Genomic DNA, 22,742 nt, shown 5'->3' with positions numbered 1-22,742 from the left:
GTCAGATCTCGCCGCCCGTCGCCGCGTCGGAGGCGCCCGCGCGGACCGGGAGGTCGGCGAAGACCGCGGGCGGCTCCCGCCACGGATCGGTGAGACGCCCGGCCTGCGCGTCCCGGATCGCCGACCAGACCCGCTGCGGGGTGCACGGGAGATCGATGTGCTTGATCCCCAGCGGGCGCAGGGCGTCGATGACGGCGTTCTGCACCGCCGGGGTGGCACCGACCGTCGCCGACTCGCCGATCCCCTTGGCCCCCAACGGGTTCATGTGCGTCGGGGTCTCGGTGTTGGACACCTCGTAGGTGAACAGGTCGGCCGCGCTGGGCATGCGGTAGTCGGCGAGGGTGGCCGTCAGCGGCTGACCCTCCGGGTCGTAGACGATCTCCTCGTACAGCGCCTGCGCCACACCCTGCGCGAGCCCGCCGTGCTGCTGGCCCGAGACCAGCAGCGGGTTGAGGATGCGCCCGCAGTCGTCGACGGCGATGTGGCGGCGCGGCGTGACCCGTCCGGTCTCGGTGTCGACCTCCACCACCGACACGTGCGCCCCGAACGGGAACGTGGCGCCCTCCTGGCGGAAGTCGATGCCCGCGTGCAGCTCCTCCCCCGCGCTCGCCACCTGCGCCCAGGTCAGGGTGATCGACGGGACGCCGGACACGCCGAACTCTCCGTCGGGGCTGAGTACGACGTCGTCGACGGCGGCCTCGAGCAGCTCCGCGGCGCGGCGGCGGGCCTGCTCCAGCACGTCGTCGGCGGCGGCGCGCACCGCGTTGCCGCCCATCTGCAGCGACCGGGACCCGCCGGTGCCGCCGCCGCGCGGGACGAGCGCCGTGTCCGACTGGACGAACCGGATCTTGTCCATCGGGATGCCGAGCCGGTCGCTGGTGAGCATCGCGAAGGCCGTCGGGTGGCCCTGGCCGTGACCGGAGGTGCCGGCGGAGATGGTGGCCGAGCCGTCGGCGTGCACGGTGACGGACCCGAACTCGGTGCCGCCCCCACCGGCGGTGATCTCGACGTAGACGCAGATGCCGATGCCCAGCTGCACCGGGTCGCCTGCCGCGCGGCGGGTGGCCTGCTCCTCGCGCAGCTTGTCGTAGTCGGCGATGCGCAGCGCCTCACGCAGGGGCAGGTCGTAGTCACCGACGTCGTACTGGGCACCCGCCAGCGTGGTGAAGGGGAAGGCGCCCGGGTCGATGAAGTTGCGCCTGCGGAGCTCGACCGGGTCGAGGCCGAGCTCGTCGGCCGCCATGTCCATGATCCGTTCGAGGTGCGCGGTGGCCTCGGGGCGACCGGCGCCGCGGAACGCCCCCATCGGCGTGGTGTTGGTGAGCGCGACGGCCGCGTCGAACCCGACCTTCGGGATGTCGTAGACGCCCTGGTTCATCACGTAGGTGGACCCGAACACCAGCCCGCCGCCGAAGCCGGCGTAGGCACCGGCGTCGGCGACGACCCGGGCCCGCATGCCGGTGATCTTCCCGGCCCTGGTGAGGCCGAGCTCGTAGTAGGCGACCTGGCCACGACCGTGCGGCATCGACACGAGGTTCTCCGAGCGCGTCTCCACCCAGGTCACCGGCCGGCCAAGGCTGCGCGCCACCCCGACCGCGACGGTGTGCTCGGCGATCATCCCGGCCTTGCCGCCGAACCCGCCGCCGACGTGCGGGGTGATGACGCGGACGCGCTCCTGCTCGTAGCCGAACAGCCGCGCCGCCTGCGCGCGGAACCCGTGCGGCATCTGGGTGGACGCCCAGATCGTGAGGTCGTCGTCGGGCACCACGCCGTCCGGCCCGGCGAAGCCGCCGGGCAGCACCGCGATCGCGTTGCCCTCCATCGGCATCACGGCGAGTCGCTGGTTGACCATGCGGGCCCGCACCACGACCTCGGCGTCGGCGAGTGCGTCGGCACTCTCGGCGCTGGTCGAGCGCATCCCGGCAGCCAGGTTGGTGCCCAGCTCGGGGAACTGCAGCGGGGCGTCCGGCTCGAGTGCCGCCTCCATGTCGACGGCGGCCGGCAGTGGGTCGTAGTCGACCTCCACCAGCTCCGTGGCGTCCACCGCGGCGGCCTTGGTCTCGGCGACGACGACGGCCACCGGATCGCCGACGAAACGCACGGTGTCCGACGCGAGCGGCGGACGGGGCAGGTCCTCATTGATGATCATGAGTCCGTGATGTGCCGGCAGGTCCAGGTCCGCCGCCGTGAACACCGCGACCACACCAGGGGCAGCGGCGGCCGCTGCCGTCTCGATGCCGATGACGCGGCCGTGGGCCAGCGGGGAACGGACGAACGCGAGGTGCAGCACGCCGTCGAGCGCGAGGTTGCCGACGTAGGTGCTGGCTCCGGTGATCAGGTCGAGGTCTTCGACCCGGCGGACGGAGGTACCGAGAATCGATCCAGCCATGTGATGACCCTACGTCCTCCGCCGCATTATCTGGAGGGTCCTCCGCCACGTTCCGTCAGGCGTGTCGGCGACCTGTCGCCCTGCCAGCGGTTGACGGGATCGGTACGGCCGGGGAGGGTCTCCATCCGGAGACCTCGCGCACCCGGCTCGGCCGGTACGGCGCGAACCCCGGGGGGTCGGACTGGTCGGGGGCCGGTCCGGCCTCCCGACCCCGGGCCCGTTCTGTAGCGTCACCCCTGTGCCCGAGTTCCACCACACCGAAGTACTCCCGCTCGGCCCGGACGAGACCGAGTACCGCCGCCTCGAACTGACGCCCGGCTCGGTCGTCGAGGCCGCGGGCCGCACGTTCCTCGAGGTCGATCCCGCCACGATCACCGCACTCGTGCGCGAGGCCGTGCACGACATCCAGCACCTGCTCCGGCCGGGGCACCTCGCCCAGCTGCGTGCGATCATCGACGACCCCGAGGCGTCGCCCAACGACCGCTTCGTGGCCACCGACCTGCTGCGCAACGCGTGCGTCGCGGCAGGCGGGGTGCTGCCGATGTGCCAGGACACCGGCACCGCCATCGTCGTCGGCAAGCGCACCGAGACCGTTCTGACCGGCGGCAACGACGAGGAAGCCATCTCGCGCGGCATCTTCGAGGCCTACGACCAGCTCAACCTGCGCTACTCGCAGATGGCGCCCACCTCGTTCTGGGACGAGCGCAACACCGGCACCAACCTGCCCGCGCAGGTGGAGCTGTACTCGGTGCCCGGGCAGCAGCCCAAGTACGAGCTGCTGGTGATGGCCAAGGGCGGTGGCTCGGCCAACAAGACCTTCCTCTACCAGGAGACGAAGGCGCTGCTCAACCCGAAGAAGCTCGCCGCGTTCCTCGACGAGAAGCTGCGCTCGCTCGGCACCGCGGCCTGCCCGCCCTACCACCTCGCGATCGTCGTCGGCGGCATGTCGGCGGAGTTCACGTTGAAGGTCGCGAAGCTCGCCTCGGCGCGCTACCTCGACAACCTCCCCGCCGAGGGCTCGGCGATCGGTCACGCCTTCCGTGACCGCGACCTCGAGCAGCAGGTGCTGGAGCTGACCCGCCAGTTCGGGATCGGCGCCCAGTTCGGCGGCAAGTACTTCTGCCACGACGTGCGCGTGATCCGGCTGCCCCGCCACGGCGCCTCGCTGCCCGTCGGCATCGCGGTCTCCTGCTCTGCCGACCGGCAGGCCAAGGCCAAGATCACCCCCGACGGCGTGTTCCTGGAGCAGCTCGAGCGCGACCCCGCCCGGTTCCTCCCGGAGACCTCGTCGGAGGACCTGCCGGAGGAGGTCGTGCAGGTGGACCTCAACCGCCCGATGGAGCAGATCCGCCACCAGCTCTCCCAGCTGCCGGTGAAGACCCGCGTGTCCCTGACCGGCCCGCTGGTCGTGGCCCGCGACATCGCCCACGCCAAGATCGCCGAGCGGCTCGACGCGGGTGAGGAGATGCCGCAGTACCTGCGCGACCACCCCGTCTACTACGCTGGGCCGGCCAAGACACCCGCCGGCTACGCGTCCGGCTCGTTCGGGCCGACCACCGCCGGGCGCATGGACTCCTACGTGGAGCAGTTCCAGGAGGCCGGCGGCTCGCTGGTCATGCTCGCCAAGGGCAATCGCTCCCAGCAGGTCACCACCTCCTGCGCCGCGCACGGCGGCTTCTACCTGGGCTCCATCGGCGGTCCGGCCGCCCGGCTGGCCCAGGACTGCATCCGCAAGGTCGAGGTGCTCGAGTACCCCGAGCTCGGGATGGAAGCGGTCTGGAAGATCGAGGTGGAGGACTTCCCCGCCTTCGTCGTGGTGGACGACAAGGGCAACGACTTCTTCGCCGAGGTCAGCCTCCCGACGCTGCAGGTCAGCTTCCACCGCTGAGCGGCCGGGCGCGACCGAGCGCTCACTCGGCGACGAAATCCACGCGCACCGACGGCGGGACCGAGACGCTGTTGTCGCCGGAGGCCACGCGGTAGTTGTTCGACGAGCCGGGGGTCGTGTCGAGCGCGAGTGCCACGTAGACGTCGGCGGGCAGGGTCATCGAGTACCGGCCGCCGCTGTCGGTCGTGGTGTGGACGTTGTAGCCGAGGAAGTACCGCTGCGGTGACCCAGCGGTGGGCACGTGCGGGGCGGTGAACCGTCGTTGTCAGCATGACGAGAAAGGTGCTCGGAAACGACGCGTGCCGCGATCGGGCCAGCACGCCGATCGTGGGTTCGGGTACCCGTACACCCGACTACGCCGGCGCGGTGAACGCGGTGCGGGTGGTCGTCGCCGAGGACAACCTCCTGGGCCGTCTCGGCGGTGCTGTGCACGTCGGTGGCCGGGTGGTGCGTCCTGCTGTTCATCGGCGCGGTAACGCCGATGGCGGTCGACTACCTCGCCGCGGCGGCGCTGGCGCCGCTGCTGCTGGCGGCTGCTGTTCCTGGCATGGCAGACGCATATCAGCCTCGCCGCCGATGCCGTCGACCTGCAGCGGTCCCGCCGTCGCGTCGCGCTCGCCATCGACGGTGAGCGGGCCCGGATCGAGCGCGATCTGCACGACGGCGCGCAGCAGCGGCTCGGGGCCGTCACCACGCAGCTGCGGGTGGCGCTCCATCTCGCCGACCGGGACCGGGCGCAGGCCGACCACGTGCTCGCCGCCGTGCGCGAGGAGCTCATCGCGACCGGTCGCGAGCTCGACGACCTCGCCAACGGGGTGCACCCGGCGGTGCTGGTGGAGCACGGCCTGGTCGCCGCGCTCCGGGCCACCACGGGCCGGGCGACGATGGCGACCGAGGTGCGAGCGGCCGGGGTGGGGCGACTGCCCGCTGCCGTGGAGGCCCATGTCTACTCCGCGTGCCTCGAAGCCGTGCAGAACGCTGCCAAGCACGCCGGGCCGGACGCCTCCGTCACCATCGCGGTGACCGGCCGGGGAGAGGGCCGCCTGCGGTTCGCGGTGAGCGATGACGTGGTCGGGGCCGACCTCGACCGGCTACGGGGCGGCCGGGGATTCGCCAACATCGCCGACCGGATGCACGCCATCGGCGGCACCGCCGCGGCGGTCTCGGCCCCAGGCGCCGGTACCACGATCGCCGGGAAGCTCTGACCGCTACGCCCCTGCAGCGGGGCCGTCTCCATCCCGATCCGGCAGGCCCAGATCCGGCACGCCCAGGTCCAGCAGGCGGCGCGGGCCGCCGTCGTTGCGCGTGGGTGGGGGGCCGAGCGCGATCCGCGCGCCGGTGACGTACGCGCCCCGGGCCGAGACGAGCACCGGGTCGAGGCGCAACGAGCGGATCTCGGGCAGATCCTCGGCGATCTTCCCGACCCGCAGCACCAGCTCTTCCAGCGCGGCGAGGTCGGTGGGCTCGGTGCCGCGGTAGCCGGCCAGCAGCGGTGCCGCCCGCGGTGCCCGGACCAGCGCCGCAGCGTCCTGATCGGACACCGGGACCACCCGGAACGCGCGGTCGCCGAGCAGTTCGGTGGCGAGCCCGGAGAGCCCGAACGACAGCAGCGACCCGAACGAGGGGTCGTCGACGATCTCCAGCACGCACGACACCCCCTTGGGCGCCATCCGCTGCACGTAGACCTCGTCCTCGCCGGTGACCTTCACGAGGTCGGCGTGGGCGCGGCGCAGCACGGCGGCCGTGTCGACGTCGAGCCGGACGCCCACGAAGTCGCCGCGGCGGTGCCAGCGCTCCCCGATCGCCTTGAGCACCACGGGGTAGCCGAGGTCGTGGGCGGCGGCCACGGCCTCGTCGACGCCGTGGGCCTGGCGGTACTCGGTGACCGGGATGCCGTAGCAGGCCAGCAGGTCGAGCACCTCGGGGTCGGTGAGCTGCCGGGGCTGCTGTTGCGGTTGTGGTGGGGCGAGCTTCGCGACGAGCGCGCGGGCCCGCTCGGTGTCGACACCGTCGGGCGTGCCGAACTCGCCCACCGGCCGGGACCGCCAGCGCGCGTAGCGGCTGACCCGCGCCAGTGCCGCCGCCGCCCGTTCCGGGCTCGAGTAGCTGGGCACCGAGCCGGTGCCCGGTGACCCGTCGGGACCGGGTACGGCCAGCTCGGCCGGCACCCCCTCGGCGGCCAGGAAGACCGCAGCCACCGGTTTGGCGGTGCCCGCGACGGCTTCGCGCAACGCCCGCGCGTAAACCGCGCCCGGTGTGGCCACGGGCGGCACGAAGACCGCGACGAGCGCGTGGACGGTGTCGTCGGCCAGTGCCGCCGACACCGCGGTCGCCAGCTCCTCGGGTGAGGCGGCCGCGCCCACGTCGATCGGATGACCGGTCAGCTCCATGCCCTCGTCGAGCAGCGCGTCGGCGACGAGCAGGCCCAGCGCACTGGAGTTGCCGACCACCGCGACGCCCGGCCCGTCGGGCAGCGGCTGGTAGGCCAGCAGCAGCGCGGTGTCGAACAGCTCCGACAGCGTCTCGACGCGGATGACGCCTGCCTGCTCGAACAGCGCCCGCACGCTGGCGTCGTCGATGGGGGCGGAGGTGGCGGCCAGCGCCCGCGTGGGCCCGGAGTGGCGGCCGCTCTTCACCGCCACGATCGGCTTGGTGCGGGCCAGCCGCCGGGCCAGCCTGGCGAACTTGCGCGGGTTGCCGAACGTCTCCAGGTAGAGCAGGACGACGTCGGTGGCCGGGTCGGTCTGCCAGTACTGCAGCAGGTCGTTGCCCGACAGGTCGGCGCGGTTGCCGGCCGAGACGAACGTGGACAGGCCCAGCCCGCGGCTCTTCGCCGCCGCGAGGATGGCGATGCCCAACGCGCCGGACTGCGAGAAGAACCCGACCCGCCCGCTGCCGGGCACGTCGGGTGCCAGCGTGGCGTTGAGGCGGACCGCGGGTGCGGTGTTGGCGACGCCGAGCGCGTTGGGCCCGATCACGCGCATGCCGTGGGCCCTGGCCTCCGCGACGAGCCGCCGCTCGGCCACCGTGCCACCGGCACCCGCGTCGGCGAACCCCGCACTGACGACGACGAGCGCCTTGACCCCCTTCGCCAGGCAGGAGTCCATGACCTCGTCGATGCCGGCGGCGGGCACCGCGACCACCGCGAGGTCGACCTCGTCGGGGATGTCGGTGACCGAGGCGTACGCCCGAACGCCGCGCACCGACCGCGCGTCCGGGTTGACGGGGAAGACCGGGCCCGTGAAGTTGCCGCGCAACAGGTTGGCGAGCATCGCATGACCGATCTTGGACGGGTCGGTGGACGCTCCGATCACCGCGACGGACCTGGGGTGCAGCACGTTGTGCACGCTGCGGGCCTCGGCTCGCTGCTCGCGCGCGTCGCGCACGGCCAGCGACCGCTCGGTGGGGTCGATGGCGAACTCCAGGTGCAGCACGCCGTCGGCGAACGCGCGGCTGACGTGGTAGCCGGCCTCCCGGAACACCCGCACCATCTGGTGGTTCTCCACCAGCACCTCGGCCTCGAACCGGCCCAGCCCGTTCTCCCGCGCGGCCGCGGCCAGGTGCTCCAGCAGGATCGAGCCGAGCCCCCGGCCCTGGTGCTCGTCGCGCGCGACGAACGCCACCTCCGCCGAGCCGCCCGGGGTCGGTGCGGTCTCGGTGGCGGCGCCACCGCCCGCCGAGAGCCCCTCGTAGCGCCCGACCGCGATGATCTCGTCGCCGAGCAGGCAGAGGAACGCCACCCTGGTGCGGTGGTCGACCGTGGTGAACCGTTCGAGATCGCGTGGCGGGATCCGCGGGTAGGGGCCGAAGAACCGCAGGTAGCGGGTGCGTTCGGACAGCGACTCGTGGAAGCGCAGCAGCGCTTCGGCATCACCGGGCAGGATCGGTCGCAGGTGCACGATGCCGCCGTCGCTCGCGACGACGTCGGCCTCCCAGTGGCGGGGGTAGGCCGGCGGCGCCGCTGGGCTCACCGCCGGGACGCCCTCCTGCGCGACGCCCTCCTGCGCGACGCCCTCCTGATGGGCACCGCCGTCCGGGACCGGGATCTCCATGGGTCAGTCCCGGGGATCGTCGGGGTCGAGGCCGTGCAGCGGGAACACCGCGCGGCGGGCGTCGAGCACGGCCGTGTCGACGCGCTCGCCTGCGCCGTCGCCCCACGGCGCGAACCGGGTGTCGTGGCCGTCGGTCATGGTGGTGGGCAACTGCTGGCCGGTGAGGCCCTCGGTGTGCGCCGTCCAGCCCGGCGGCACCGCCTGCCCGCCGTCGATGTCGCGGTCGAGCACCGTGGCGATCAGGTGGGTCCACGACCGCGGCACCACCCGGAACAGCCCGTACCCACCCCCGCCGGTGGCGAGCCACTTGCCGCCCGCCGTCTCGGCTGCCAGCTCGCGCAGCCTGCGGTAGATCTCCCGGTGGCCGTCGACCGACAGGCCGAGGTTTGCCAGCGGATCCTCGGCGTGGGTGTCGACGCCGCACTGCGTGACGAGGATCTGCGGCCGGAACGCCCCCAGCAGCGACGGGACCACGGCGTTGAAGGCGCGCAGCCAGCCGCTGTCGCCCGTGCCGGGTGGCAGCGGCACGTTGACGGCGTAGCCGGCCCCGTCGGCGCCGCCGTACTCCCCCGGCCATCCGGTGCCCGGCCACAGCGTGAGCGGATGCTGGTGCAGGGAGATCGTGAGCACCCGCGGGTCGGTGTAGAACGCCGCCTGGACACCGTCGCCGTGGTGGACATCGACATCCACGTAGGCGATGCGGTCGAAGCCGTGGTCGAGCAGCCAGGAGATGGCGACCGCGCAGTCGTTGTAGACGCAGAACCCGGAGGCGTGGTCGGCCATCGCGTGGTGCAGGCCGCCCGCGATGGTGACGGCGCGGTCGGCGCGGCCCTCGGCGATCTCCCGTGCCGCGAGCAGGGACCCGCCGCAGACCAGCGCGCTGGCCTCGTGCATGCCCATGAAGATCGGGTTGTCCTCGGTGCCCAGCCCGTGGCCCACGCGGTAGGGGGCCTCCGGCGCGGTCTTGACCGCCGTCAGGTAGGAGGGCACGTGGATGCGCATGACCTCGGTGTCGGGCGCCTGGGTGGGCTCGAGCGGCGTGATGCCGTCGAGCACCCCGAGCTCGGTGGCCAGTCGCATCGTCAGGTCGAGGCGCACGGGATCGAGCGGGTGGTCGTCGCCGAGGTCGTAGGTGAGGAACCGGGGCGTCCAGACGACCGCCGCGCGGGGGCTCACGGTCGGTCCCCGACGGCGACGGGACGTTGCGGATCGGTGACCCAGTGCGACCACGAGCCCGCGTACAGGGTGATCGGCGCCTCGGGCGCCCGAAGGCCCGCGTACTCGGCTCCGAGCACCAGCGCCGCCGCCGTGACGCCGGACCCGCAGTAGGCGCCGACGTCGGGCCCACCGATGTCGAGCCCGGCGAACCGGGTGGCCAGCTCCGCCGGTGCCGGCCAGCGGCCGTCGGCGCCGGCGAAGTCGAGCACGGGCACGTTGTGCGCGCCCGGGACGTGACCGGCCACGGGATCGATCGGCTCGGTCTCGCCGCGGTAGCGCGCAGCCGCCCTGGCGTCGATCAGGACGCCGGTGCGACCCAGCTCGGCAGCGCCCTCGGCGTCGGCGACCGGCATGGATCCCGGCCGGACAGTGACCGTGCCCGGCGCCGGGCGAGACGGCTCGGCGGTGGTGGGCAGGCCGGCGGCGACCCACCCGGCGAAACCGCCGTTGAGCACCGCGACGTGGTGGGCGGGCAACCCGGCCCAGCGCAGCACCCACCAGGCCCGCACGGCCGCCAGGCCGTTGCCGTCGTCATGGGCGACGACCAGGGAGTCGTCGGAGATCCCGGCCCGGCGGAGCGCCTCCTGCAGCCGGGCGGGATCGGGCAGTGGATGGCGACCACCCGCACCCGGCGGATCGGCCAGATCGAGATCGAGGTCGAGGAAGACGGCACCGGGCAGGTGCGCACTGTCATGATCGGGTCGACCGGGTGGGCCACCGATCCGGTGCCGGACGTCCAGGACGACCGGCCGCAGTGCCGGATCCGGCGTCGCCAGCGCATCGGCGAGGTCCGGGGCGGAGAGCAGGGGAGCCAGGAATGCGACCACGCCCCCCATCCTGCCGGTATGTGCTGGGCCATGCGACGCGTTGCCCGGATAGGATGGGACTTGACGAAAGGGCTGTGGGCGTGAACGAGCTCATCGATACCACCGAGATGTACCTGCGCACGATCTACGAACTTGAAGAAGAGGGCGTGGTTCCGCTGCGTGCGCGGATCGCCGAGCGCCTCGGCCAGAGCGGGCCCACGGTGAGCCAGACCGTTGCGCGGATGGAGCGCGACGGGTTGGTGATCGTGGCCGGCGACCGCCACCTGGAGCTCACGGGCGTCGGGCGCTCGCGCGCGGTTGCCGTGATGCGCAAACATCGGCTGGCCGAGCGGCTCCTCTCGGACGTGATCGGGCTGGAGTGGGAGCTGGTGCACGCCGAGGCGTGCCGCTGGGAGCACGTCATGAGCGAGGCCGTGGAGCGCAAGCTCGTGCAGCTGCTCGACAACCCCACGATGTCGCCCTACGGCAACCCCATCCCCGGACTCGAGGAGCTCACCCGGCCGCCGAACTCGGTGCCGGAGGAGGTGTCTGCTCCCCCGCTGCTCGAGGTGGGCCTGCAACGCCTCGACGAGTTCGCCCGGCGCGGCGGCGGCAAGGTGCAGGTGCGCCGGATCGCCGAGCACGTGCAGATGGACTCCGACCTCATGGCCGACCTGAAGGGTTCGGGCATCGTGCCCGGCCAGGACGTGGACGTGCAGTCGATCGCCCGCTTCGGTGACGCCGTGCCGATCCACTGGAACAGCGGCATCTCCAGCGTGGCCCCGCTGATCGCCCACGCGGTGCTGGTGCGGGCTCGCTGACGCCCCCACGGAGCCGGGTGAGCCACCCATGAGACGGTGGGCCCGCCACCTGACCCGACTCCGAGGAGACGTCCCGTGAAGTTGCTCGTGACCGGCGGAGCCGGCTACGTCGGCAGTGTCAACGCAGCCCACCTGGTGGCCGCCGGGCACGACGTGACCGTGGTGGACGACCTGTCCACCGGCCACGCCGACGCCGTGCCCGACGGGGCGCAGTTCGTGAAGGCCGACCTCGCCGAGGCGGCCGACGAGCTGCTCGCCGACGGCTTCGACGGCGTGCTGCACTTCGCGGCCCGCTCGCTCGTGGGCGAATCGGTGCAGCGCCCCGAGCTCTACTGGCAGGGCAACGTGGTGGTGACGCTGGCGCTGCTCGAGGCGATGCGCCGCCACAGCACCCCGCGGCTGGTGTTCTCCTCCACCGCCGCCACCTACGGCCAGCCCGAGCAGGTGCCGATCCGTGAGGACGCCGCCACCCGCCCGACCAACCCGTACGGCGCCAGCAAGCTGGCCATCGACAACATGATCAGCTCCTACGCCACGGCGCACGGGCTGGCCGCGGTGAGCCTGCGGTACTTCAACGTGGCGGGCGCCCACGACCGCTTCGGCGAGCGCCACACCGTGGAGACGCACCTGATCCCGATCGTGCTGCAGGTGGCGGCCGGCAAGCGCGAGTCGGTGCAGGTGTTCGGTGACGACTGGCCCACCCCCGACGGCACGTGCGTGCGCGACTACATCCACGTGGACGACCTCGCCGCCGCCCACCTGCTGGCGCTGCAGCACGCCACCGCCGGCCGGCACGCCGTGTACAACCTCGGTTCGGGCCAGGGATTCTCCGTGCGCGAGGTGATCGAGGCCTGCCGCGCGGTGACCGGCCACCCGATCCCCATGGTGATCGCGCCCCGCCGCGACGGTGACCCGGCCGTGCTCGTGGCCTCCAGCGAGGCTGCCGCCACCGAGCTGGGCTGGCGCCCGGAGCGCACCGACCTCGCCACGATCGTCGGCGACGCCTGGGCGTTCAGCCGCGACCGCTAGTCTCTCCCGACTTCGCACATCGTTACCCGTGCTCGCAGGGTGTGGAACGTGTGCGAGGACCTGCGACGGCATGCGAAGTCTGGGTGCACCCGCACGGATCGTTCGGGGCCGTGGAGTCCGGTCCGAGCACCGACCGCAGCGCCGAGGGCCGGATTCCGGTTTCGGCGACCGTGCGCAGCAACCGGGCGGGCCGGTGGCCCGGCCAGGCCCGCTCGGCCCGGTCGAGCGCGACGTTGGCCAGTGCGCCGTCGCCGCGCAGCAGCGCCGCCACGGCCAGCAGGGTGGCCGGTTCGGCAGCCTCCGGATCGGGAGTCTCCCGGGTGAGGGCCGCCCACAGCTGCTCGGCGGCGGCTGCCTGCGGCCCGCAGCTGTGGCGGATGGCGCCGTCGCGCACCACCGGCACGGCGAGCGCCATCGCGAGTCGCACGACCGCGTGGTCGTCGAGCTCGAGCCGGCCCGCCGCGGCGGCGGCCACGGCGGCGTCGATGGTGGCGGTGCCCTCGGCAGCGGCGGCCTCGCTCCAGAGGGCTCCCTCGAGATCGAGCCGAGAAGGGTCCCCCACCCGGTCCCAGTGTTCGGGGTCGGAACCGTCCCAGAAGGTGGAGGTGGCGAACGCGGCGTCCGGATCGATGGCGCCGGTGGCCGCATCGATGGCCTCGAGCAGCAGCTCCTCGCGGCGGCGGAGCCGCTCCGGATCGGCCGGGGCGACGGCCCGCTCGAGCGCGGCGCGATCGGCGTAGACCACCTGGCCACCCAGCACCGCAGCGGCCGCGAGCGACGTGCCCGACGGATCGGGCAGTACCCCACCGCAGCAGGCGTCGTAGCAGGCCCATCGGGAGCCGGCCGTGGTGCCCGCGGCCCACATCACGGAGTGGACCGCGACCTCGGCCCGTTCCAGCTCGGCACTGACGAGATCGGCCAGCGCCCGCCCCGGCGGATCGGCGCCGTCGCCGCCACCGCGTTGCCACTCGTCGACGACGATCACCGCCGCCCCCACCGGTGCATCCCGCAGCAGGCCCTGCGCGGCCGAGGCCGCGACGGCGGCGGCGTGCGCGGGTTCGGGGATGTCGACCCGCACGGTGAGCCCCAGCCGGCGCCCGGACTCGCCCCCGGTGGCGACGAGCACGAGCGAACGGCTGGGGTGGAAGCCGAGGACCAGCGGGATCGTGGCGATCAGCTCATCGGGTTGGCGGACCCGCACCACCATCGGTTCGGGGGGTGGCGACCCGGGGAGGGTGCGCAGTGGTGGCCCGCTCGGGGCGTGACTGCGGTCCGGGGTGGAGCTGCGGTCGGGGGTGGAGCGGGGTGTCGGCATGGGGCGATCGTGCGGCAGATCGGCGGGCGGCGGGCCGGACCGACCGTTCGGCTGTGGAGCGATCGGGCCGGAAAGGGCGTTATCGGCCTGATGGGGACAACTCCGGCCCAGCGGTCCACGATCGCGACGACATGTCGTCGTGGACTGTTAACCTGCCCGGCTTGCCGGGCGGGCGCGCGGCGGCGAGGCTGGCCCCGGCGACCGGGAAGTCCCGGCACCGATCGGTGAGCCACCGCGCGGAAGGGCATCGATGTACGACTACGACCTGCTGGTGATCGGTTCGGGCCCGGGCGGTCAGAAGGCCGCCATCGCGGCGGCCAAGCTGGGCAAGCGCGTGGGTGTGGCGGAACGCCGCAACATGATGGGCGGGGTCTGCGTCAACACCGGCACCATCCCGTCCAAGACGCTGCGTGAGGCCGTCCTCTACCTCACCGGGTTCTCCCAGCGGGACATGTACGGCGCCAGCTACCGCGTGAAGTCCGAGATCACCATCGCCGACCTGCTGGCGCGCACGGCGCACGTCGTGGGCCGCGAGGTCGAGGTGATCCGCAGCCAGCTGCTGCGCAACCACGTCGACCTGCTGCCCGGCACGGCCCGCTTCGTGGACGCCCACACCGTCGCGGTGGACGGTGCCGCCCGCAGCGACCACGCCACCGTCACCGCGGCCAACATCGTGATCGCGACGGGCACCCGGCCGGCGCGGCCGCCGCAGGTGGAGTTCGACGACGACCACGTCATCGACTCCGACGCGGTGCTGAAGCTGCAGCGGGTGCCCGGCTCGCTCGTGGTGGTCGGGGCGGGGGTGATCGGCATCGAGTACGCGTCGATGTTCGCGGCACTGGGCTCCCGGGTCACCGTGGTGGAGAAGCGGCCGCAGATGCTGGACTTCTGCGATCCCGAGGTGGTGGAGTCGCTGAAGTTCCACCTGCGCGACCAGGCGGTGACCTTCCGCTTCGGCGAGGAGGTGCAGAAGGTCGAGATCACCTCGCGCGGCACCGTCACGAGCCTCGCGAGCGGCAAGCGGATCGCGGCCGACATGGTCATGTACTCGGCGGGGCGCCAGGGTGTGACGGCCGAGCTCGATCTCGAGAACGCCGGGTTGGCGGCCGACGATCGCGGCCGCCTCGCGGTCGACGCCCAGTACCGCACGGCGGTGCCGCACATCTTCGCCGTCGGCGACGTGATCGGCTTCCCCGCGCTGGCCGCCACGAGCATGGACCAGGGCCGCATCGCGGCCTGCCACGCGTTCGGTGAGCCGGTGCGGGAGCTGCGCAGCCTGCAGCCCATCGGCATCTACACGGTGCCCGAGATCTCCTACTGCGGGAAGACCGAGGCCGAGCTGACGCAGTCGGCCGTGCCGTACGAGGTGGGGATGTCGCGCTACCGCGAGCTGGCCCGCGGCGCGATCGTCGGCGACTCCTACGGCATGCTCAAGCTGCTGGTGTCGACGGAGGACCGCTCCCTGCTGGGCGTGCACGTCTTCGGCACCAACGCCACCGACCTGGTGCACATCGGGCAGGCGATCATGGGGTGCGGCGGCACCGTGGACTACCTCGTGGACACGGTGCTCAACTACCCGACGCTGTCGGAGGCCTACAAGGTGGCAGCGCTCGACGTCACCAACAAGATCCGGGCGCTGGCCGCGTTCGAGGGCGACTGACCCCGTCCGTGGCCGGCGCCGTCAGTACCCGATGCCGTTGCGGTCGAGCCAGGGCCGCGGGTCGACGTAGGCGCCGTTGACCATCACGCCGATGTGCAGGTGGGGGCCGGTGGACTGGCCGCGGTTGCCCACCTCGGCGATCTCGTCACCCGCCGCCACCTTCTGCCCGACGGTGACGAACGAGCGGTTGATGTGGCCGTACACGGTGATGGTGCCGTCGGCGTGCTGGACCCGCACCCACATGCCGAACCCGTCGGCGGGGCCGGAGCTGATGACGGTGCCCGCGAGCGGCACCCGGATCGGCGTGCCGATGGGGGCGGCGATGTCGAGGCCCTGGTGCACGGTGCCCCAGCGGCCACCGAAGCCCGACGAGAGCTGACCGACGACCATCTGGATGCCGCCGGCAGGGCCGTGCGGGATGGCCTTCGCGGCCTCGGCGGCCTTCGCCTCCGCCGCGGCGGCCGCGGCAGCCGTGGCGGCGGCAGCGGCCGCGGCGCTCTGGATGTCGGCGGCCTTGACCAGGTCGTCCGCGGTGGCCACGACCGGTGCCGGGGCCACGGGGGCGACGGCGACGGCCTCGTAGGAGATGACGTCGGGCACCTCACGGGCGACCGTGTCGTGCGGCGCGCCCAGCAGACCCTCGACGCCCATCCGCAGGACGTTGGCGCCGTCGGCAGCACGCGGGAGCGCATCGGCGAGCGCGTGCTGGCCTGCGGCGGCCAACGCGCCACCGACGAGCGCCGTGGCGACGACGCGCGCGGGTACCGACGACGTCAGCCCGGCGGGCAGCCGCGGCACGGGGATGCGCGGGAGGGAGAACTCGGGGAGCGAGAACTCCGGGAGTGCGAGCTGGGGAGCGGAGAACGAGGGGACGGGGAGCGAACCGGCCACGCCGCCACCGGCCCCCGCTGTCGCCATGCTGAACGACAGCGGGGACCCGAGGTGTGCGCGACGGCCCGAGGGGGAGCGGTGCCGTGCCACGACCTATTTCCTTCCAGATCCGACGGCGCGGCCGGACGTCCCCGTCGGGGAGTCGGGGCGGACCACTGGGGAGGTGGTCCGTGTCCGGTTCTGTGACCGTGCCGTTATCGATCCGTGGAGGACGCTAACCGCATCCGGCGGCGGAGTTGCCCTCCGAAGGCCGGGACTGAGGCCGCCGGACCGGGCGGCGCGGCGAGCGGCCGGATCGGCGTGTCGGCGCGACACGCCGGATCGGCGGCTCGCCGCTTACCGCAGGATGGACACCTCTCCCCCGGACGACGGCACCCGCCGTTGCGCTGTGTGGTCGTCCCCGGCCTGCGGTACCGACGAACGGAGCAGTGGCGGACGTCGGTCGACGTGCGGTTTGCGCCCGGCGGCGGCCACGACATGATCGACAATGATCGTCGGTCGCCCGTCAAGCGCCGGGCGGGTTCGCCACACCGCGTGTCCCGACCGCCCCGCGGCCCACGGGTGCGCCCGTCCACACGGCGCGGCCGGACACCGGTTCCGGGTACCGTGCGATCATCCGGCGCCGGGCGCTGCACGGACAGGAGGTGTGGGTGTTCCGCAGGTCAGATCGGCGCGATCCGTCGCCCGACGAAGCCACGCTTGCCGCACGCAACGCCGCCACCCAGGGCTTCCTCACGCTCGACGACGAGCAGCGGGCCGCTGCCGACGCGGTGCTGGCCGCCGAGGAGCTGACGGGCGGCGCCGGGCGGCTCGGTGAGGCATGGGCGCAGGTGTCCGCGGTGTGTGACGGGGCGACCGAGGCCTACCTCACGGCCACCACGGAGTTCCCCCTCGACGGCACGCGCCGCTTCGCGGAGGTGCGCGCCGCCGACGAGCGGGCGCTGCGCCAGATCGAGGCCGCCCGCGAGGCCATCACGCGGTTCCGTGCCACCCATGCCCGCGTGCTCGACGAGGCCACCTTCGCGCTGACGACGCTGCCGCGCACGGTGCAGGAGGCGCGCGTCGCGCTGGTCGACGCCCGCAAGGCGGTGCAGCAAGCCGAGGCCTCCGGCGTCCGGTCCAAGCGGGCCACGCAGCGGCTCGCGGAGGCCGAGCAGGCCGCCGTCGGTCTCGACGCCCCCGGTTCCGGCCTGCGGGAACGATCCACGCTCGCCAAGCGCACGCTCGATCTCGCCCGCTCCGCCGCCACGCTGGCGGCCGAGGCGCCCCGCACGGCCGCCTCGGTCCGTTCGTCGATCACGAGCGTCGCCACCCGACGCGATGCGGCCACCACGAAGACCGCCCAGATCGAGCCGGCGATGTCGGCGTTGCGCCGCGAGTTCTCCGAACCGTGCTCCCACGACCTGGTCGGCACCGAGCAGCAGGCCACCGAGGCCATCGCCACGGCCGAGCGGGCGCTGTCCTCGGCCCGCGGTCGCGCCGACGCCGGCGACTGGGACGACGCGGCCGACGACATCGCCGCCGCCCGTTCCCAGCTCGGCAGGGCCGAGTTGCTCCACGACGCCGTGCTCGGCAGGCTCGGCGATCTGCGGCAGGTGCGCGCCGACCCGGCGAAGGAGGCGGCCGACACGCGCTTCGTGCTCCGCGACGCGCAACGGCTCGTCGTGGACCGCGGGCTGGTGCGCGAGTTCGGTCAGGTACTCGACGCGCAGTCGGTGCGGCTCGACAACGCCCAGCAGCGGCTCACCGGCGTGCACCCGGACTACTGGCTCTACCTCACCGAGATGCGCGGCATCCGCGATCGTGTCAAGGAAGTGGTGGCCGACGCCCGTCGCGGGCATCGCTGAGAACGACGGGAACGTCGGCGGGGCCGTACCGCTCCCCCGACAAGCGGCACGGCCCCTGGATGCGACCGCTGCACCCGGCTCCCCAGCCCGGCTCCCCAGCCCGGCCCCCGTGCGGTGCGACGGTCGCGGGTACTACCGGGCCGGCAGTGCGGGGACTGCGACCGGGACGGCGGCCGGGCAGGGGTCACCCTCGTGGATCTCGGTCGCCAGTGCGCGGGTGCCGGCCTCCGTGCCGTTCCTCAACGCCGTGCGGCCCTGCACGGCATCGGTCGGGACGCCGGGCGTCGCCGGCACGGCCACCGCGTAGCCGTCCGGGCCCGCGGGAATCCCCTCGGCGGCGAGCGCCCCCGTGGCTGGCAGCGCCGTGAACACCCGCGGCCCCACGCCCTCCGTCGGCCTGGTCACGGTCTGCCCGTCCTCGGTGGTGATGGACACGCCGTTGCCGTCGTCGGCGGGCACGACATGGGCCTCCTCCAGGTGCACCTTCCCGTCCTTGCAGGACAGGAACTTCACGGTGCCGGGCCCGACGGGTGCCGGGCCCGGAGTGGTGCTCGGGGTGGACGCGAAGGCAGCCGCGCCACCGCCGATCGTCAGCGTCGCGGCAGCGAGTGCTGCCACCGCCATGGTGCGCATGCGCATCGAGTTCTCCTCTGGTCGAAACGATCATCGGGATCGGACGGGGAGAGACTCGCGCCCGGAGCCTGAACCCCGCCTGAAGATCGCCGAACCCGTCTTCAGGTTGGCTATAGCTTCCGACCGGCACACTGGCTGACATGCGCGTACTGCTCGTCGAGGACGAAAGACGGCTGACCGACCTGCTCTCGGGCGGGCTGGCAGGCGAGGGGTTCGCCGTCGACGTCGCCCACGACGGCCCCGACGGCCTGTGGATGGCGAGCGAGAACAGCTACGACGTGATCGTCCTGGACGTGATGCTGCCGCGGATGAACGGCTACACCGTCTGCGCCCGGCTGCGCGACGCCGAGAACTGGACGCCGATCCTCATGCTCACTGCCAAGGACGGGGTGCACGACGAGGCGGAGGCGCTCGACACCGGCGCCGACGACTACCTGGCCAAACCGTTCTCCTACGTGGTGCTGCTGGCCCGGCTGCGCGCGCTCGTGCGCCGCGGCGGCCCGGCGCGGCCGGTGTCGATCGTGGTCGGGGATCTGACGATCGACCCGGCCGGGCTGCGCTGCCGCCGCGGGGACACCGACATCGCGCTGACACCGAAGGAGTTCGCCGTGCTGCACGGGCTGGCGCGGCGACCCGGCGAGGTGGTGTCCAAGTCAGAACTGCTCGCGCAGGCCTGGGACTTCGCGTTCGACGGCGACCCGAACATCGTCGAGGTGTACATCAGCGCGCTGCGGCGCAAGATCGACGCTCCGTTCGAGCGGACGTCGCTGGTGACGGTGCGGGGAGCCGGCTACCGGCTGGAGGCGTGATGAGCAGCCCGTTCGCCCTGCGGCTGTCGGTGCGGATGCGCACCACACTCGCGGCCACCGCGATCGTCGCGGTCGCGCTGGGCATCGCGGCGCTCGCGCTGGTCTCGGTGCTGAGCGACAGCCTGCACGACAGCATCGAGCAGGAGGCCGCCCGCCGCGTGTCGGTGACCGCGGGCGAGCTGATCGCCGGGCGCGCCACCGCCGCGCTGCCGGCCACCGACCCGGACGTGCGGGTGATCGCCCGACCGCTCGCTCCCGCCGACACCGCCTTCGCCCCGGCCGGCGTGGCAGGGGTCGCGGTCGCGGTTCCCGCCGCTGAACGTGACGGGTTCGTCACCTACTCCGAACCGGTCGCGACCGCGGCGGGCGCCTACACCGTGGAGGCGAGGCTGTCGCTGCTGCCCGCGCAGCAGGCGCTCAGCACGTTGACGGCCCTGCTGATCCCCGGCATCCCAGCGTTGCTGCTGCTCGTCGCCGGGATCACCTGGCTCGCCGTCGGACGCGCGCTGGCACCGGTGTCCGCGATCCGCAAGGAGATGGCCGACATCACCGCCACCGACCTGCACCGGCGCGTCCCGGTGCCCGATGCGGGCGACGAGGTCGCGCACCTGGCGGAGACGACGAACCGCACGCTCGACCGGCTCGAGCACGCCGTCGAGCAGCAGAAGCGGTTCGTGGCCGATGCCGCCCACGAGCTGCGCAGCCCGCTGGCGGTGCTGCGCACCCGGCTGGAGCTCGCCCCGGCGCAGCCGCTCACGAGCGAGGCGCTCGCCGACGTCGACCGCATCCAACGCCTCGCCGCCGACCTGCTGCTGCTCGCCCGGCTCGACGCGGGCGAGCAGCCTGCCGCGGTGGAGGTGGACCTTGGCCAGGTCGCCGCGGAGGAGGCCGCCCGCAGCCGCGGCCGGGCCGGCGTCCGCGTGGACCTGCAGATCGGGGCGGGCGTGCTCGTGCAGGGCTCCGGAGAGCAGTTGCGCAGGCTGGTGGCCAACCTCGTCGACAACGCGGTGCGCCACGCCGACGCCGCGGTCGTGGTGCGGCTGGCGCCCCACGGCGACGACGCCGTGCTCGAGGTCGGCGACGACGGCCCCGGCATCCCGCCGGACCAGCGCGAGGCGGTGTTCGACCGCTTCACCCGCCTCGACGAGGCGCGGGCGCGCGACGCCGGCGGATCGGGGCTCGGGCTGGCCATCGCCCGCGACATCGCGGTCCGCCACGGTGGCGGGCTGGCGGTGGTGGCGGGCCGGGCGGGCGGCAACCTGAGGCTGCGCCTGCCGCTGGCGTGACCGGGCAGCCGCCCCCTAGGAACGGCCGGTGGAGCGGAAGGCGCGGCGGTAGTCGCCGGGAGCCACGCCGATGACCTGGTGGAAGTGGTGGCGCATCCGGACCGCCGTGCCGAATCCGGACGTGGCCGCGATCGCCTCCATCCCCAGTGCCGTCTCCTCGAGCAGCTGCTGCGCCCGCAGGACCCGCTGCTGCGTCAACCATCGGTACGGGCTGGTCCCGGTCTCACCCTGGAACCGGCGGGTGAAGCTGCGCTCGGACATGTGGGACCGCCGCGCGAGGTCGGCGACGGTGTGCTCGACGTCGAGATGCTCGAGTGCCCAGTCCAGGGTGGGAGCGATGGCCAGGCTCGCGCAGGCGGGGACGGGCGTCGCGACGTACTGGCGCTGGCCGCCCTGGCGCTGCGGCGGGACGACGATCAGCCGCGCCAGCGTCCTCGCGGCCGCCGCACCCAGCTCCCGACGCACCAGGTGCAGGCAGGCGTCGATGCCGGCCGCGGCGCCGGCGCTGCTGATCAGCTCGCCGTCGTCGACGAACAGCACGTCGGGATCGACGACCGCCGATGGATGCCGGGCCCGCAGCTCGTCGACGGTCTGCCAGTGGGTGGTGCACCGGCGACCGGCCAGCAGGCCTGCCTCGCCCGCGACGAACACGCCGGAACAGATCGTCAGGATCGTGGTACCCCGCGCAGCCGCGTCGCGCACGGCCTGCAGGGCCGCCCGGGGGAAATCCGCATGCCGGGCCGTGGCCGGGATCGCCAGCACATCCGCGTCCCGCAGGCCGTCGAGCCCGTACTCGGGCACGATCCGGACCCCGCCGGTGGTGGCGACGGCCGCGCCGCGGCGCATCCCGCACACCCGGAAGTCGACCGGCGGGATGCCCATACCGGTGCGGTCGAGTCCGAAGACCTCGCACAGGATCCCGAACTCGAACACGGCCAGCTCGTCGAGGACGAGGACGGCGACGCTCCGGAGCACCCCCACAACCTAGTTGGCGGGAATTCGTAGAACAACGACTTCCAGACGGGTCGTCGTCGACCGGACAGCCGCCGAGACTCCCCTCTGTGAACTCCTCCCCCGGCGGCGCCGTGCCGCCCGTCATGCGCGCACTGCGCCAGCCGTCCTCGACGGGACCGCACGATCTGCACCTGGTCACCGACGCGCCCGTCCCGGTCCCCGGTCCAGGGGAGGTGCTCGTCCGGGTCTCGGCGGCAGGCGTCAACTTCGCGGACGTGATGCAGACCCACGGCACCTACGGGGACGGCCCGACGGCTCCGTACATCGCCGGATTCGAGGCGGCGGGTGAGGTCGTCGCCGTCGGTCCGGGACCGGGCGACCTCGAAGTCGGCGCCCATGTCATCGGCACCGGGCCGGGAGCCTTCGCCGAGTACATGGTCATGGCCGCGGGTTCCGCGACCCGCGTGCCGCCCGGCTGGACCGATGAGCAGGCGCTGGGCCTGGTCCTCAACTGGGCCACCGCGCTGGCGGCGCTGCGGCCGCTGGGGCGCGTCGCCGCCGGTGAGACCGTGCTCGTCCACGCGGCGGCCGGCGGGGTCGGACAGGCTGCCGTCCGGCTGGCCAAGCACTACGGCGCCACGGTGATCGCGACCGCCTCGGCGGCCAAGCACGCGACGGTGCGGGCGCTGGGCGCGGACCACGTCGTCGAGCCTCGCGGCGGCGACCACTGCGGCGATGACCTCGCCGCCACCGTGGCGCGGTTGACGGGCGGTCGCGGGGTCGACCTCGTACTGGAGTCCGTCGGCGGGGAGACGTTCCGAGCGAGCCTGGCAGCCGCGAAGCGGGTCACCGGCCGGGTCGTGGTCTACGGCGCGGCCGAGGGCCCGGCCACGATCAGCAACCGGGATCTGACCTTCACCCACCAGGTGCACATGATCGGGCTGCACATCGGCGTGCTGAGCCAGGCCGCGCCGGAGATCTACGCCGACCTCATGGCCGAGCTCGCGGCGCTCATCGGCATCGGCGTCCTCCCACCGGGGCGACCGACGGTGTACGACCTCGCCGACGGCGCGACGGCCCTCTGCGAGCTCGCGGCCCGGAACACCACGGGCAAGCTGGCGCTGCGCCCCTGATCTTTGTTGGG

The 22,742-nt window shown here is 73.4% G+C and carries 19 protein-coding genes; 9 read left to right on the top strand and 10 right to left on the bottom strand.

Going from position 1 to position 22,742, the window contains the following annotated elements:
• Position 1 precedes the first annotated feature (1 nt).
• Entirely contained in the window at positions 2–2,389 is a 2,388-nt protein-coding gene (locus ACFPFQ_RS44930; RefSeq protein WP_379629415.1) for a xanthine dehydrogenase family protein molybdopterin-binding subunit, read from the bottom strand.
• 238 nt (positions 2,390–2,627) lie between these two features.
• On the opposite strand from ACFPFQ_RS44930, the gene ACFPFQ_RS44925 reads away from it, so the two are divergent.
• Positions 2,628–4,277, top strand: coding sequence for a fumarate hydratase (locus tag ACFPFQ_RS44925; RefSeq protein WP_379629414.1), 1,650 nt, complete (start codon positions 2,628–2,630; stop codon positions 4,275–4,277).
• 22 nt (positions 4,278–4,299) lie between these two features.
• On the opposite strand, the gene ACFPFQ_RS44920 is transcribed toward ACFPFQ_RS44925, so the two are convergent.
• Both ACFPFQ_RS44920 and ACFPFQ_RS44915 read right to left on the bottom strand, forming a co-directional pair.
• A complete protein-coding gene (locus tag ACFPFQ_RS44920) occupies positions 4,300–4,518 on the bottom strand; it encodes a hypothetical protein (protein ID WP_379629413.1) in 219 nt (72 codons plus the stop codon).
• Between the two features lie 220 nt (positions 4,519–4,738).
• Positions 4,739–4,993 (bottom strand): hypothetical protein, encoded by a 255-nt coding sequence (locus ACFPFQ_RS44915; protein WP_379629412.1) that lies wholly within the window; start codon positions 4,991–4,993, stop codon positions 4,739–4,741.
• Between ACFPFQ_RS44915 and ACFPFQ_RS44910 the strand changes: the two genes are divergently transcribed.
• A complete protein-coding gene (locus tag ACFPFQ_RS44910; protein WP_379629526.1) occupies positions 4,898–5,482 on the top strand; it encodes a sensor histidine kinase in 585 nt (194 codons plus the stop codon). The genes ACFPFQ_RS44915 and ACFPFQ_RS44910 overlap by 96 nt on opposite strands.
• Positions 5,483–5,485: 3 nt before the next feature.
• Here the strand turns inward: ACFPFQ_RS44910 and ACFPFQ_RS44905 are convergent, their stop codons facing one another.
• Genes ACFPFQ_RS44905 through ACFPFQ_RS44895 form a run of 3 tightly spaced genes read right to left on the bottom strand, consistent with a single transcriptional unit; the run spans position 5,486 to position 10,362 of the window.
• Positions 5,486–8,329 carry a GNAT family N-acetyltransferase gene (locus ACFPFQ_RS44905; RefSeq protein ID WP_379629411.1) on the bottom strand — a complete coding sequence of 948 codons (2,844 nt, stop codon included), beginning with the start codon at positions 8,327–8,329 and terminating at the stop codon, positions 5,486–5,488.
• Between the two features lie 3 nt (positions 8,330–8,332).
• On the bottom strand, positions 8,333–9,505 hold the full coding sequence (locus ACFPFQ_RS44900; protein ID WP_379629410.1) for an acetoin utilization protein AcuC: 1,173 nt from the start codon (positions 9,503–9,505) through the stop codon (positions 8,333–8,335).
• Complete coding sequence (locus ACFPFQ_RS44895; RefSeq protein WP_379629525.1) at positions 9,502–10,362, bottom strand: sulfurtransferase; 861 nt, start codon at positions 10,360–10,362, stop codon at positions 9,502–9,504. Before ACFPFQ_RS44895 ends, ACFPFQ_RS44900 begins: the two co-directional genes overlap by 4 nt.
• A gap of 92 nt (positions 10,363–10,454) precedes the next feature.
• Between ACFPFQ_RS44895 and ACFPFQ_RS44890 the strand changes: the two genes are divergently transcribed.
• Positions 10,455–11,174 (top strand): metal-dependent transcriptional regulator, encoded by a 720-nt coding sequence (locus ACFPFQ_RS44890; RefSeq protein ID WP_379629409.1) that lies wholly within the window; start codon positions 10,455–10,457, stop codon positions 11,172–11,174.
• 75 nt (positions 11,175–11,249) lie between these two features.
• Positions 11,250–12,203: a UDP-glucose 4-epimerase GalE gene (galE, locus tag ACFPFQ_RS44885; protein WP_379629408.1), complete on the top strand. Its 954-nt coding sequence runs from the start codon at positions 11,250–11,252 to the stop codon at positions 12,201–12,203.
• Between the two features lie 22 nt (positions 12,204–12,225).
• On the opposite strand, the gene ACFPFQ_RS44880 is transcribed toward galE, so the two are convergent.
• Positions 12,226–13,518 carry a DUF4192 domain-containing protein gene (locus ACFPFQ_RS44880; protein ID WP_379629407.1) on the bottom strand — a complete coding sequence of 431 codons (1,293 nt, stop codon included), beginning with the start codon at positions 13,516–13,518 and terminating at the stop codon, positions 12,226–12,228.
• A 250-nt stretch (positions 13,519–13,768) separates the two neighbouring features.
• On the opposite strand from ACFPFQ_RS44880, the gene sthA reads away from it, so the two are divergent.
• Positions 13,769–15,178 (top strand): Si-specific NAD(P)(+) transhydrogenase, encoded by a 1,410-nt coding sequence (sthA, locus tag ACFPFQ_RS44875; RefSeq protein WP_379629406.1) that lies wholly within the window; start codon positions 13,769–13,771, stop codon positions 15,176–15,178.
• Between the two features lie 21 nt (positions 15,179–15,199).
• Here sthA and ACFPFQ_RS44870 read toward each other — a convergent pair whose 3' ends face one another.
• Positions 15,200–16,069, bottom strand: coding sequence for a M23 family metallopeptidase (locus tag ACFPFQ_RS44870; protein WP_379629405.1), 870 nt, complete (start codon positions 16,067–16,069; stop codon positions 15,200–15,202).
• A gap of 650 nt (positions 16,070–16,719) precedes the next feature.
• Here ACFPFQ_RS44870 and ACFPFQ_RS44865 point away from each other — a divergent pair.
• Complete coding sequence (locus ACFPFQ_RS44865; protein ID WP_379629404.1) at positions 16,720–17,916, top strand: hypothetical protein; 1,197 nt, start codon at positions 16,720–16,722, stop codon at positions 17,914–17,916.
• 132 nt (positions 17,917–18,048) lie between these two features.
• Here the strand turns inward: ACFPFQ_RS44865 and ACFPFQ_RS44860 are convergent, their stop codons facing one another.
• On the bottom strand, positions 18,049–18,555 hold the full coding sequence (locus ACFPFQ_RS44860; protein ID WP_379629403.1) for a hypothetical protein: 507 nt from the start codon (positions 18,553–18,555) through the stop codon (positions 18,049–18,051).
• A 134-nt stretch (positions 18,556–18,689) separates the two neighbouring features.
• Here ACFPFQ_RS44860 and ACFPFQ_RS44855 point away from each other — a divergent pair, with 134 nt between their 5' ends.
• Together ACFPFQ_RS44855 and ACFPFQ_RS44850 are read left to right on the top strand one after the other, a co-directional pair.
• Complete coding sequence (locus ACFPFQ_RS44855) at positions 18,690–19,358, top strand: response regulator transcription factor (RefSeq protein ID WP_379629402.1); 669 nt, start codon at positions 18,690–18,692, stop codon at positions 19,356–19,358.
• Positions 19,358–20,644, top strand: a complete 1,287-nt coding sequence (locus ACFPFQ_RS44850) for a sensor histidine kinase (protein ID WP_379629401.1) — start codon at positions 19,358–19,360, stop codon at positions 20,642–20,644. The genes ACFPFQ_RS44855 and ACFPFQ_RS44850 overlap by 1 nt, the downstream gene beginning before the upstream one ends.
• 15 nt (positions 20,645–20,659) lie before the next feature.
• Here ACFPFQ_RS44850 and ACFPFQ_RS44845 read toward each other — a convergent pair whose 3' ends face one another.
• Entirely contained in the window at positions 20,660–21,619 is a 960-nt protein-coding gene (locus tag ACFPFQ_RS44845) for a helix-turn-helix domain-containing protein (protein ID WP_379629400.1), read from the bottom strand.
• 86 nt (positions 21,620–21,705) lie between these two features.
• On the opposite strand from ACFPFQ_RS44845, the gene ACFPFQ_RS44840 reads away from it, so the two are divergent.
• Positions 21,706–22,731 carry an NADPH:quinone oxidoreductase family protein gene (locus ACFPFQ_RS44840; protein ID WP_379629399.1) on the top strand — a complete coding sequence of 342 codons (1,026 nt, stop codon included), beginning with the start codon at positions 21,706–21,708 and terminating at the stop codon, positions 22,729–22,731.
• The last annotated feature ends 11 nt before the right edge of the window (positions 22,732–22,742 follow it).

This window comes from Pseudonocardia sp. GCM10023141, assembly GCF_042653605.1.
This window is presented reverse-complemented; position numbering and strand designations above follow the sequence as displayed.